11 protein-coding genes are annotated in these 11,680 nt (G+C 71.2%); 5 read left to right on the top strand and 6 right to left on the bottom strand.

The genetic code is table 11. The features are described 5' to 3' along the window. Position 1 precedes the first annotated feature (1 nt). Positions 2-724 (bottom strand): YcnI family copper-binding membrane protein, encoded by a 723-nt coding sequence (locus B0I32_RS28300; protein WP_106244964.1) that lies wholly within the window; start codon positions 722-724, stop codon positions 2-4. Positions 725-772: 48 nt separating this feature from the next. Further along, positions 773-1,309 (bottom strand): MFS transporter, encoded by a 537-nt coding sequence (locus tag B0I32_RS28295; protein WP_245956086.1) that lies wholly within the window; start codon positions 1,307-1,309, stop codon positions 773-775. Between the two features lie 148 nt (positions 1,310-1,457). Between B0I32_RS28295 and B0I32_RS28290 the strand changes: the two genes are divergently transcribed. Then, a complete protein-coding gene (locus tag B0I32_RS28290) occupies positions 1,458-1,913 on the top strand; it encodes a hypothetical protein (RefSeq protein ID WP_245956085.1) in 456 nt (151 codons plus the stop codon). On the opposite strand, the gene B0I32_RS28285 is transcribed toward B0I32_RS28290, so the two are convergent. The 3 genes from B0I32_RS28285 to B0I32_RS28275 are packed head-to-tail and all read right to left on the bottom strand — an operon-like array spanning position 1,910 to position 4,282. After that, positions 1,910-2,671 carry an ABC transporter ATP-binding protein gene (locus B0I32_RS28285; RefSeq protein ID WP_106244961.1) on the bottom strand — a complete coding sequence of 254 codons (762 nt, stop codon included), beginning with the start codon at positions 2,669-2,671 and terminating at the stop codon, positions 1,910-1,912. The genes B0I32_RS28290 and B0I32_RS28285 overlap by 4 nt on opposite strands. A gap of 5 nt (positions 2,672-2,676) precedes the next feature. Next, positions 2,677-3,465: an ABC transporter permease gene (locus tag B0I32_RS28280; RefSeq protein WP_106244960.1), complete on the bottom strand. Its 789-nt coding sequence runs from the start codon at positions 3,463-3,465 to the stop codon at positions 2,677-2,679. Continuing rightward, positions 3,458-4,282: an ABC transporter permease gene (locus B0I32_RS28275; protein ID WP_245956084.1), complete on the bottom strand. Its 825-nt coding sequence runs from the start codon at positions 4,280-4,282 to the stop codon at positions 3,458-3,460. Before B0I32_RS28275 ends, B0I32_RS28280 begins: the two co-directional genes overlap by 8 nt. A 226-nt stretch (positions 4,283-4,508) precedes the next feature. Between B0I32_RS28275 and B0I32_RS28270 the strand changes: the two genes are divergently transcribed. The 3 genes from B0I32_RS28270 to B0I32_RS28260 all read left to right on the top strand — a co-directional run bounded on the left by B0I32_RS28270 (position 4,509) and on the right by B0I32_RS28260 (position 8,311). Next, the gene (locus B0I32_RS28270; protein WP_181307871.1) at positions 4,509-5,510 is read left to right on the top strand and encodes an alpha/beta hydrolase; all 1,002 of its coding nucleotides are present in this window, start codon (positions 4,509-4,511) and stop codon (positions 5,508-5,510) included. A gap of 100 nt (positions 5,511-5,610) precedes the next feature. Beyond that, positions 5,611-6,447 (top strand): siderophore-interacting protein, encoded by an 837-nt coding sequence (locus B0I32_RS28265; RefSeq protein WP_106244958.1) that lies wholly within the window; start codon positions 5,611-5,613, stop codon positions 6,445-6,447. 142 nt (positions 6,448-6,589) lie between these two features. After that, a complete protein-coding gene (locus tag B0I32_RS28260; RefSeq protein ID WP_106244957.1) occupies positions 6,590-8,311 on the top strand; it encodes a protein kinase domain-containing protein in 1,722 nt (573 codons plus the stop codon). Positions 8,312-8,497: 186 nt separating this feature from the next. On the opposite strand, the gene aceA is transcribed toward B0I32_RS28260, so the two are convergent. After that, positions 8,498-9,784: an isocitrate lyase gene (gene aceA, locus B0I32_RS28255; RefSeq protein WP_106244955.1), complete on the bottom strand. Its 1,287-nt coding sequence runs from the start codon at positions 9,782-9,784 to the stop codon at positions 8,498-8,500. A 257-nt stretch (positions 9,785-10,041) separates the two neighbouring features. On the opposite strand from aceA, the gene B0I32_RS28250 reads away from it, so the two are divergent. Further along, positions 10,042-11,514 (top strand): helix-turn-helix transcriptional regulator, encoded by a 1,473-nt coding sequence (locus B0I32_RS28250; RefSeq protein WP_425438117.1) that lies wholly within the window; start codon positions 10,042-10,044, stop codon positions 11,512-11,514. Positions 11,515-11,680: the final 166 nt, after the last annotated feature.

Genomic DNA, 11,680 nt, shown 5'->3' with positions numbered 1-11,680 from the left:
GTCAGGCGGACGGGCGGCGGCGCAGCCCGAGGAAGCCGACCACCACGCCGACGATCCCCACGACCAGCCCGGCTCCGCCGAGCAGCCGGGCCGTGCCGTCCGAGGAGTCAGAGGACGACGCGGTACCGGCCGCGACCGGGCTCACCGACGGCGCGACGGCGGGAGCGGTGGTCGCGGCGGCGGCGCCCTCGGCGGCGGCGGGCACCAGCTTGAGCAGCGGCGCCGGGTGCTCGGCCTCCGTGCCGTCCGTCTTGGGGGCATCCGACCAGTCCACGACCTCGCCGCCCGAGTACGTCTGCTTCGTCGGGAACACCAGCGAGTCGACGTCCTTGGGCAGCTGCCCCATGGACACCTCGAACTCCTGGAACTCCCCAGGGGCGATCTTGCCGCCCGACCAGACGACCTTGGTGACGGCCTCCTCCAGATCCCCGTACTCGGTCTTGACCGGCGCGGGCAGCTTGCCCTCGGTCACCTTGACCTTCCATCCCGGCACGGGCTTGACGGAGACGAAGGCCAGCGGGTGGTCGGCGGGGAAGCTGACCTCGATCTTGGTGGTCGAGGCGTCGTCACGCTCGTTGGGCACCCGGAAGGCGACCTTGGTGAACCCGCCCGCCTCGGCGGTGCCCGGCTGGATGGTGACGTGGGCCAGCGCGGGCAGGGCCAGGCCGGCGGTGAGGGCGGTGGTGGCGGCGAGCACGGTCGCCGCACGGCGTACGAAGGACATGGGGAATCTCCACTTGGTGTTCGGGGGGACGGACCGGGTGTCAGAGGCTCAGGCGGGAAGTGGAGGACCCCGCCTGGCCACGCTGTGCCGGAAACCCGGCTGCAGCGGAACCACCCTGGTGTGCACGATCGCCGCGCACGGCCGCGGCACGAGAACGCGCACGGCCGCGAGCGGCGTCAGCCGCCGGCCGAGGCGGCGCAGCAGCGACCACAGCGCGGCCTCGCCGCGCGACAGCCACAGCCCCGTGAGCACCGTCGCCGTCAGGTGCGTGAGCAGCATGCCGGCGTTGACGCCCAGGCCGCCCTGGGCGTGCCCGTGCAGCGAGACATAGGCGGCGCCCTCGCCCGCGAACAGCTCGTGCAGCCCCAGCTGCGCCCCGACCAGCATCAGGTTGATCGTGCCCGCCGAGCGCTCCCTGCCGCCCAGCGCCAGCCCCAGCGCGGCCACGCCGCAGAACCCGAGCGCGGCGGTCGCCGGCGCGGGCGCCGATCCGCCGCCGAGGACGTGGGCGAGCGCGGCCAGAGCCCCGCAGACGGCGGCGAAGGCGGCCGTCCGCGCAAGCCTCAGGGGGAGTTGCGCACGCATGGGTGTGCCCCATGCTCTCACGGGGCAGGGTTGCTTGAGACCTCGAGTTCCAGACTGCTCAATGCCATGTCCGAAATTGGCATTTGTCGCTAGGGTCGTGCCGATCCACGTTGACATAGAGGTGAGAACGTTGCGGCACTTAGGTGGTTTGCTCATCGGGCTTGTGGTGACGGTCGCCGTGCTGGGAGGCGGGGGCTGGGCGGTGCAGCAGGCCGTGGGGAACGCGGCGGCGAACCCTCCCGACATGCAGAGGATATGGATCGCGCTGGGCGCGATGGCCGCCGTCGGGCTCGTCTTCGGCCTCGTGACGGCGGGCCGGATCTCGCCGCTGGCCACGTTCGTCCCGTCCCTGGTCCTGCTGGCCTGGACGGTCGTCTACGCGCTCGACATGAACCGGGCGCTCTCCCTGATCCCCTCCGAGCCCTCGGTCAACCAGATCATCCGCGACGCCGGCTTCGGCGCCAGGACCATGCTCACGACCGGCGTCCTGGCCCTGATCGGCGTGGCCCTGTTCATCCCCGTCCTGATGCCGTCGCGCTGGTCGCGCCGGCAGGACGAGCTCGACGAGGACTACGAGACCACGCCGGAGGGCAGCTACTACTAGCCGGTCCCGCTCCTGGACGCGCCGCCGGTGTAGAGGCGGGTCACCACCTCCTCGATCGACGACTCCTCGGGGGCCGTGGCCATCAGGTCGCCGAGCGTGCCGTCGAACGCCAGCCGCCCGTGGTCGATCAGCATCACCCGGCGGCACAGGCGCTCGATGTCGCCGAGGTCGTGCGTGGTCAGCAGCACGGTCGTGCCCCGCTCGGCGTTGAGCCGCTTGAGGAAGTCCCTGATGCCGTTCTTGCTGACCACGTCGAGCCCGATCGTCGGCTCGTCCAGCACCAGCACGTCCGGCGCGTGCAGCAGCGCCGCCGCCAGATCGCCGCGCATGCGCTGGCCCAGGCTCAGCTGGCGCACCGGCGTGCGCAGGAAGCCGCCCAGGTCGAGCGTCTCGGTCAGCTCGGCCAGGCGCGCGGCGAAGGCGCCGCGCTCCACCCGGTACAGGTGCCTGATCAGCTCGAAGCTGTCCTTCAGCGGCAGGTCCCACCACAGCGTCGTCCGCTGGCCGAAGACCACGCCGATGCGCCGGGCCAGCGTGGTTCGCCGGCGCGCCGGCTCCAGCCCGGCCACCCGGACCCGGCCCGTGGTGGGGGTCAGGATGCCGCACAACATCTTGATCGTGGTGGACTTGCCCGCGCCGTTGGGCCCCAGGTAGCCGACGAACTCGCCCGCCGACACGGTGAAGGACAGGTCGCGCACGGCGTGCACGACGTTCCGCTTCACCTTGAACGACCGTCCGACCTGGTCAAGCTCGATCATGTACGTCAACTCCCCGTGGATCGGTAGTGCCGGACGCCCTGCCGCCAGGCCAGCGCGGCCACCAGGGCGAGGACCAGCGCGGCGGCGGGTCCGGCGAAACGCGTGTACTCGGGCGTCCCGAAGGGATCGTCCCGGCCCAGCACGTACAGGCCCGGCTGCCAGTTGACGAAGGCCAGCGGGAGCACGTACGTCACGCCCCTGACCACGTCGCGGGCGTAGATGCCGAGCGGATACTGGCTGAGCTGATAGCTGCCGTAGGTGAAGGCGTTGACCACCTCGGGCGCGTCGGTCAGCACGAACTGCGCCGCGCCGGCGAGCGTCCACAGCGCCCCGAAGATGACGATCCCGGTGAGCACCATGACCGGGATCATCCAGCCGCGCCGCCAGTCGAGGCCGAGCGCCGTGATCGCGTACCCGAGCACGAGGGCGGCCTGGAGGATGCGGCCGAGCCGGGTGATCTGGAACCGGTCGGCGGTCAGCTGGATCCAGGCGCTGACCGGCCTGATCAGGAACGTGTCCAGGGTGCCGGTCCTGATGTGCGAGCTGACCCGGTCGATGTTGCTGACGAACGTGTCGCAGATGGTGAACGCCAGGGCGGCGGCGCCGTACAGGAAGAGGACCTCGTCGCGGGAGAAGCCCGCGAGCGTGGTCGTGTTGGCGAAGATGACCAGGATCACGGCGACGTCGATCGCGGCGGTGACGAAGCCGAGCAGGTTCATCAGCGCGAACGAGGCGGGGTAGGCGGCGGCGGCCCTGGTCCACGTCCACAGCAGCAGGAAGTACGTCCTAACCACCCTGGATCACCACCTTGTGGCGGATCGCCCTGGTGCCGGCCGTGCCGAGCCCGATCAGGATCACGGCCCAGAGCGCCTGGAGGGCGAGCGTCTGCGCCACCGCCGCCTTGCCCAGGTAGAGGTCGGTGGGCAGTTGCACCATCGCGGCCCAGGGCAGCACCGCGGCCAGGTCGCCGAGCCAGCCGGGGAACAGGTGCAGCGGGATCATCATGCCGCTGAAGAACGTGGTCAGGACCAGCGACACGACGGCCACGCCCCGGTCGTCGAGCAGCCAGCAGACCGACAGCGCGATCAGGTAGCGCCAGCCGAAGCTGACGACGACGCCGAGCGCGAAACCGGTCAGGAAGGCCAGCCAGCGGCCGGGGCCGGCCGGGAAGTGGATGCCGAACACGAGCGCGCCGACCAGCATGGGCGGGATGCCGCGGACCAGGAACAGGTACGCGGCCCGGCCCGCGTCCTCGGCGAGCGTCCAAGCCTGGAGGGGCGCGGGGCGGACGAGGTCGAGCGCGATGTCGCCGCTGCGGATGCGCTCGGGCAGGCCGAGGCCGCCGCCGAACAGCTGCATCGGGCCGATGAACGCCTGCGTGACGAAGCAGTAGGTGATGGCGTCGGTCATGTCGTAGCCGGCCAGCCCGGGGCGGGCCTGCCACAGCGCGATGAGGATGTAGGCGCGCAGGATGCCGAACACGCTGTTGGTGAACGCGCCGGCGAGCGCCGCCCAGACGTAGGTGGCGTGCTTGCGGAAGCCGTACCGGACGAGCCGGGCATAGAGCGGGATGGTTGGGCACCTCCGGGGGGTGATGGCACGGTTGCGCACCGTGCCTGGACCCGGGCACGGGTCTGTCGGGCAGGAAGCACGGAATTATCTGCGGGGTGCGTGGCGGCTCGCAACGCGAATAATCCTGGACAAATCAGACGCGGACCTGCTCGGGTCCGGTTCGCCCGCGCCCGCGGGGGCCGAAATGCGGGCGTAAGAGATTAGTTACCTACTGATGGGTAGGACGATCTTGAAAGCGGGAAGAATCATCCTCGGAGGGTCGAGCATGCTCATCGACAAGGACGTGATACCCGGTTACCCCTTGAGCTGGCAGGCCCGCGCGCTCACCGGTCTCATGCGCGGCACCCTCAAGCCGGCCTCCAGCCTGCTGATGCGCCACCCCATCGCCCTGACGGGGGCGGCCCGCCTGGGCGACCTCACCCGGATGGTCAAGGTGCCCCATCCCGAGCACGTGACGATCGAGCCGGCGGCCTTCTCCGCGTGCGGCGGGGAGTGGGTGCGCGGCGGGCCGGACCTGGACGAGGGCAAGGTCGTGCTCTACTTCCACGGCGGCGGCTACTTCTCGTGCTCGCCGCGTACGCACAGGTCCATCACGTGGCGGCTGTCGGTGGCGGCCGGGCGGCCGGTGCTGGCGCTGGACTACCGGCAGGGGCCCGTGCACCGGCTGGCGGACTCGCTGTCCGACGCGCTGGACGCCTACGACTGCCTGCTGAGCCGGGGATTCGACCCCGAGGACATCGTGCTGGCCGGCGACTCCGCGGGCGGCCACCTGACCCTGGCGACCCTGCTGGCCTTGCGCGACCAGGGCTCGCCGCTGCCGGGCGCGGCCGTCTGCCTGTCGCCGTGGGCCGACCTGACCGACGTCCCGCGCCGGGCCAACCGCTGGCAGGACCCCATGCTGCCGGCCGGGCGGGTGCGCTGGCTGGCGCGCAGGTGGACCTCGGGGCTGGACCCGTGGGACCCGCTGGTCTCGCCGGTGCACGGGGACTTCACCGGCCTGCCGCCGCTCATGATCGTGACCGGCTCGACCGAGGTGCTGCGGGACGAGGGCAGGCAGGTGGCCCGGCGGGCGCGGCTGGCGGGGGTGCCGGTGCGTTACGAGGAGTGGCCGCGGATGCCGCACGTCTTCCCGATCCTGGCCGACGTGCTGCCCGAGGCGCGGCTGGCCTTCGAGCACGTGTCGCGGTTCCTGGCGGCGGTGGGGGCGTCGTCGATGCCCGCGCCGATGCCCGCGTCGATACCTGCTGACGACTCGGCGGCGGCGTGAGACCGGATTTCGCTCGTCCGGAATGAGGTGATTGGCATACGCCGGGAAACGCGGGCAGTATAAGGTTAGGTATACCTAACTGCACCAGGGGGCTAGTTCGATGGCGAACAAGCGCACGGATCATCACCGGGGTGTGGTCCAGCGGACCGAACGCATCTCCCGCCACATGGTACGCGTCGTGGTCGGCGGCGACGGGCTGGCGGAGTTCGCGACGACGGGGCTGACCGACCATTACGTCAAGCTGGTGTTCCCGTACGAGGGGGTCGACTACCCCCAGCCGTTCAGCGTGAAGACCTGCCGCGAGACGATGCCGCGCGAGCTGTGGCCGCGCCTGCGCACCTACACCGTGCGCGCCTGGGATCCCGACTCCCGCGAGCTCACCCTCGACTTCGTCGTCCACGGCGACGAGGGCCTGGCCGGGCCGTGGGCGGAGCGGGCGGCGCCCGGGGACGAAGTGCTCATGCTGGGTCCCGGCGGCGGCTACGCGCCCGACCCCGAGGCGGGCTGGCATCTGTTCGTCGGCGACGAGAGCGCGCTGCCGGCCATCGCGGCCTCGCTGGAGGCGCTGCCGGCGGACGCCACGGCGTACGTGCTGGTGGAGGTGGACGCGCCCGAGGACGAGCTGAAGCTCGGCACGGCCGCCGACGCGCACGTGACCTGGGTCTACCGGGGTGACGGGCCCGTGGGCCCGCGGCTGGTGGAGGCGGTGCGGGCGCTGGAGTTCCCCGAGGGCGAGGTGCACGCCTTCGTGCACGGCGAGGCCGGGTTCGTGAAGGAACTGCGCCGGCATCTGCGGATCGAGCGGGGGATCGGGCTGGACCGGCTGTCGATCTCCGGGTACTGGCGGACCGGGGTCGACGACGAGGCGTGGCGCGAGGTCAAGCGCGAGTGGAACCGTCAGGTCGAGGCCGAGGAGTCGGCCGCCATCGCCTCCTGATTCCCGCCGTCTCCCGCCGGGTGGCCGCTCTCGTTCCCGCCCGGCACGCCAGGCGCGAAGAGCCACTTCAGGCCGCTATGTCACAGCATTTACTCACCTAAAGGGAACGACCGCCTTACCTCCAATACCCCTTATGTAAGACATGCGGACAGCCTCCACGGGAGCCGCCACAGTGTGCTTTGCCGTGACCCTGATCAGGAGAGGCGAAACCCGGATGGCGCGTGGGGCGAGGGACATGCCTGCCGGAGTGCGACCGCTGACGGTGGGCGACCCGGTCATCATCGGCCGATATCTACTCCTCGGCCGCCTGGGAACCGGTGGGATGGGAGTGGTGTATCTGGCCGAACACCCTCAAGGGGGCCTGGTAGCCCTCAAGACGCCGCATGCGGTGCATCTCAACGATGCCACGTTACGGGCCCGCTTCGCCGAGGAAGTGGCTTTCTCGCGGAGATTGGTCCCGTTCTGCACCGCCGCGGTCGTGGAGGACGGCACCGACAAGGACCGCCCCTACCTGGTCACCGAGTACATCCCCGGCCCCGCGCTCTCCCAGGTCGTCAAGGCCAGGGGGCCGCTCCCGCCGGACCTCGCCTACGGGGTGGCGCTCGGCGTCGCGGCCGCGCTGGTGGCCGTGCACGAGGCCGGGCTCGTGCACCGGGACCTCAAACCGGGCAACGTGCTGCTGTCCACGCGGGGCCCGCGAGTGATCGACTTCGGCATCGCACGGGACGTGGACACGCTGTCCGCGCACACGCAGGCCGGGCAGGTCATGGGCAGCCCCGGCTGGGTCGCGCCCGAACGGCTGACGGGCGGGCCCGCCGTGCCCGCCTCCGACGTGTTCGCCTGGGGCTGCCTGGTGGCCTACGCCGCCGGCGGGCACCATCCGTTCGGCGGCGGGGAGACCGACGTGCTGACCCGGCGCATCCTCTTCGACCCGCCGCGCCTGGAGAACGTGCCGGCCCTGCTCAGACCCGCCGTCGAGGCCGCCCTGGCCAAGGCGCCGGGCGACCGGCCCAGGGCCGCCGACCTGCTGCGCGCGCTGCTGGCCGCCGGCGGGGTCGGGGACCCGTGGGACCTGCGGCACTCGGTGGCGGGAGTGCTGGCGGAGATCTGGACGCCGGTGCCGTACCCGGCCGGGGGCGGGCTGGTACGGCCGGCCCGCCCGCCCGGCGACGCGGAACCGCCCGAGGACGAGGACGGCCCGCTTGTGGACCGTTCCGACAGCGAGTGCTCGACGGGCCGGGGCGAGGGCCGCGCCGGGGGCAAGGGGCGGTCCGGGGCGCGGGGGCGGGGGAGCAGGGCGAAGGCGAGGGCGCAGCTCTCGCACGCGACCTTCGCCGCCCTGGCCACGGTCTCGATCGCGGCCATCACCGTCATCGCGGCCTCGGGCGGGGACGGGCTGAGCATGGGAGGAGGCTCGCTGCTGCCCGCCGACCCGCCCGCCGTACGGCCGCAGAGCAGCGCCGCCTCTACTGTGCGGCCCGCGGCCACGACCAGGAATCCGCCGCCGGTACGGCTGACGACGACCGCGCCGCCGTCGTCGTCCGGCACGCCCACGGTGTTCGTCACGCGGACCCGTACGACGAGCCCGGTCTCCGTGCTCACGCCCGATCGCGAGCGCGGGCGCAGGAGGACCGTCGTCCCGACGTCGCACACGTTCGGCCCTGGCGACCAGGGCGGGAACGACCCAGGGGAGTGCGCGAACCCGGCCGCGCGCCGGCGCGGCAACGCCGCGGCCAGGCGCGACTGCCCGCGGCCCTCCGGCACGATCACCACGATCCCGCAGGACGGGCCGGGCGAGTCACCGGGCCCGACCCCGACCGTCACGGCCACCCCCACCCCGACCAGCGGCACCACCCTCCCCTGACAGGTCATCCGAGCCCGGCTGTCCGCCCCGTCCAGATGGTGCGGCGTTCTCCTGACAGGTCGGCCACCGCAGCCGTTCCCGTGCCGGTGCGCGTGAAAGCGGGCCGCGCCGGCGCTGGGAGCCGGCGCGGCCCGGTCGCCGGGGAACCGTCCCATGCCCTGGAGGTGACCGGCGAGATCGAAGGCGCTAGTGGCCGAACTGCTCCTCCTCGGTGGAGCCGCGCAGCGCCGTGGTCGAGGAGCCGGGCGCCACGGCCGTGGAGACCAGGTCGAAGTAGCCGGTGCCGACCTCGCGCTGGTGCCGGGTCGCGGTGTAGCCGCGCGCCTCGGCGGCGAACTCCGCCTCCTGCAGCTCGACGTACGCGGTCATGCCGTCGGCCGCGTACCCCTGGGCCAGGTCGAACATGCCGTAGTTGAGGGAGTGGAATCCGGCCAGCGTGATGAACTGGAACTTGTATCCCATGTGCCCCAGCTCGCGCTGGAACTTCGCGATCGTCGAGTCGTCGAGGTGCTTCTTCCAGTTGAAGGACGGCGAGCAGTTGTAGGCGAGCATCTGGTCCGGGTACTCGGCCTTGATCGCCTCGGCGAACTCACGGGCCACGTCGAGGTCGGGCGTGCCGGTCTCCATCCAGAGCAGGTCGGAGTACGGCGCGTACGCCAGGCCGCGCGCCACGCACGCCTCCAGGCCGTTCCTGACCCGGTAGAAGCCCTCCGCGGTGCGCTCGCCGGTGGTGAATGCCTGGTCGCGCGGGTCCACGTCGCTGGTCAGGAGCGTCGCGGCCTGGGCGTCGGTCCGCGCGACCACCAGCGTGGGAACTCCGGCGACGTCCGCGGCGAGGCGGGCGGCGTTCAGGGTCTTGACGTGCTGGCCGGTCGGGATCAGCACCTTGCCGCCGAGGTGGCCGCACTTCTTCTCCGAGGCCAGCTGATCCTCCCAGTGCACGCCCGCGGCGCCGGCCGCGATCATGCCCTTCATCAGCTCGAACGCGTTGAGCACGCCGCCGAAGCCGGCCTCCGCGTCCGCCACGATCGGGGCCAGCCAGTGGGGGGCGTCACCGTCGCCCTCCGACCAGGTGATCTGGTCGGCGCGCAGCAGCGCGTTGTTGATCCGGCGCACGACGGCGGGCACGGAGTTGGCCGGGTAGAGGCTCTGGTCGGGATAGGTGTGCCCGCCCAGGTTGGCGTCCGCGGCGACCTGCCAGCCCGACAGGTAGATCGCCTTCAGCCCGGCCCGCACCTGCTGCACCGCCTGGTTGCCGGTGAGCGCGCCGAGGGTGTTGACGTAGTCCTCGGTGTGCAGCAGGCTCCACAGCCGCTCGGCGCCCAGCCGGGCGAGCGTGTGCTCCTCCTGGACACTGCCGCGCAATCTGACCACGTCTTCGGCGCTGTAGGTGCGCTCGACGCCCTCCCACCGAGGGTCGTTGTCCCATTCGTCCTGCAGCTGCTCGGCAGCTCCCTTGAGGCGATCGATCATGGCTCACTCCTTTGTCGTCCCCTGGGGCTCACGCCGAGTCTCTGCCCTGGCCGCCCGTGACAAATAGGGCAAACCGCAGAGAAGAACCGTCGAAATTCTCACTTTGAGCATTACCTGTCGGTATTCAGCAGTGAAGAAATCGCATGTTTTACCGTTGGCCTAGACCAATCGTCTCTGCGGAAGCGGGGTCCTGGATCCCTCGGCCGCGGAGTCCCGAAAGCCTGGAAGATGAGCCGAATTTCTGTCTAAGATTCGGTATGGCCTCCTTGCTGGGCGAAGAACCGCTGTCTTTGACGCAGGAGCTCGATCTGATCGCGTTTGGCCAGCGCCTGCGTCACCTGCGCAAACAGCGCGGGCTCACGCTGTCCGACCTCGGCGCGCGCGTCAGCAGAGCCCCCAGCCAGCTCTCCCTGCTCGAGAACGGCAAGCGCGAGCCCAAGCTCTCCCTGCTCAAGTCGCTGGCCACCGCGCTCGGCGTCCCCGTCGAGGAGCTGCTGCGCCGCCAGCCGCCCAACCGCCGCGCCCAGCTGGAGATCGCGCTGGAGGAGGCCCAGCGCGACCCCGTCTACGCCGGGCTCGGCCTGCCCCGGCTGAAGGTGTCCGCGCGCGTGCCCAACGACGTGCTCGAACACCTCCTCGGCCTGTACGGCGAGCTGCGCGCCCGCCAGGCCCGCGGCACCGCCACGCCGGAGGAGGCCAGGGTCGCCAACGCCGAGCTGCGGCGCCGGCAGCGGGAGGTGGGCAACTACTTCCCCGAGATCGAGAAGGCCGCCGCCGAGGCGCTCGAAGCGGTCGGATACCGTACGGGCGCGCTGTCCCAGAGCATGATCCAGAGCCTGGTCACGCACTTCGGCTACACCGTGCACACCGCCCAGGACCTGCCCCGTTCGGTGCGTTCCATCACCGACATGCGCAACCGCCGCATCTACGTCAAACACGAGCAGCTGGGCATGCACACCCCGCGCACGATCCTGCTCCAGACGCTCGGGCACCTCGCGCTCGGCCACGACAAACCCCGCGACTTCGCCGACTTCCTGCGCCAGCGCACCGAGGCCAACTACTTCGCCGCCGCCGTCCTCGTCCCCGAGAAGGCCGCCGCGCTCTACCTCCAGGAGGCCAAGTCCGACCGGGCGCTGTCGGTGGAGGATCTGCGGGACGTGTTCGCGGTGTCGTACGAGATGGCCGCCCACCGCTTCACCAACCTCGCCACCCACCATCTCGGCCTGGTCTGCCACTTCGTCCGCAACGACGCGGGGGGCACGATCTACAAGGCGTACGAGAACGACGGCATCGTCTTCCCGGCCGACGAGCAGGGGGCCATCGAGGGGCAGCGGATGTGCCTGCAGTGGTCGGGGCGGCAGGTCTTCGCCTCGCCGGACCGCTTCTCGGTGTTCTACCAGTACTCCGACTCGCCCACCGGCACGTACTTCTGCGTGGCCCACGTCGATCCGTCGCGCGAGCGGGACTTCGCGATCACGCTCGGGGTGCCGTACAAGGAGTCGCGCTGGTTCCGGGGCCGCGAGACCACCAACCGCACCAAGTCGAGCTGCCCGAGCGGCGAGTGCTGCCGCCGCCCGCCCGCCGACCTGGCCGAACGCTGGGAGGGCTACGCCTGGCCGTCGGCCAGGGCCAACTCCCACGTGCTCGCCGCACTGCCGCCGGGGTCGTTCCCCGGCGTGGACGAGGCCGACGTCTACACCTTCCTGGAGCGCCACGCCGCCGCCGGCTGAACGCTTCAAGTCGGCAGTCGTAACCCATTTGTTATCCAAATCGGGTGTTTAGGCTGCCGTTCGCGGGCATTCTTGATCGCAGAAGTCCAGCAGAGGGCTTCCCTCACGCGTTACCGAAGCGTGCCTCTGCCTGGGCTTTTTGTCATGGGCGGAGCCGCTGGCACCT

The sequence above is a fragment of the Nonomuraea fuscirosea genome (assembly GCF_003001935.1).
Classification (GTDB): domain Bacteria; phylum Actinomycetota; class Actinomycetes; order Streptosporangiales; family Streptosporangiaceae; genus Nonomuraea; species Nonomuraea fuscirosea.
Note: the sequence above shows the minus strand (reverse complement) of the source record. Positions and strands in the feature narration are given on the sequence as shown.

What these genes read in the sequence shown, in the direction of transcription:
- B0I32_RS28260 (WP_106244957.1), top strand. Translation starts at nt 6,590, where the DNA reads ATGCGGACAGCCTCCACGGGAGCCGCCACAGTGTGCTTTGCCGTGACC.
- B0I32_RS28295 (WP_245956086.1), bottom strand. Translation starts at nt 1,309, where the DNA reads ATGCGTGCGCAACTCCCCCTGAGGCTTGCGCGGACGGCCGCCTTCGCC.
- B0I32_RS28270 (WP_181307871.1), top strand. Translation starts at nt 4,509, where the DNA reads ATGCTCATCGACAAGGACGTGATACCCGGTTACCCCTTGAGCTGGCAG.
- aceA (WP_106244955.1), bottom strand. Translation starts at nt 9,784, where the DNA reads ATGATCGATCGCCTCAAGGGAGCTGCCGAGCAGCTGCAGGACGAATGG.
- B0I32_RS28250 (WP_425438117.1), top strand. Translation starts at nt 10,042, where the DNA reads ATGGCCTCCTTGCTGGGCGAAGAACCGCTGTCTTTGACGCAGGAGCTC.
- B0I32_RS28300 (WP_106244964.1), bottom strand. Translation starts at nt 724, where the DNA reads ATGTCCTTCGTACGCCGTGCGGCGACCGTGCTCGCCGCCACCACCGCC.
- B0I32_RS28285 (WP_106244961.1), bottom strand. Translation starts at nt 2,671, where the DNA reads ATGATCGAGCTTGACCAGGTCGGACGGTCGTTCAAGGTGAAGCGGAAC.
- B0I32_RS28265 (WP_106244958.1), top strand. Translation starts at nt 5,611, where the DNA reads ATGGCGAACAAGCGCACGGATCATCACCGGGGTGTGGTCCAGCGGACC.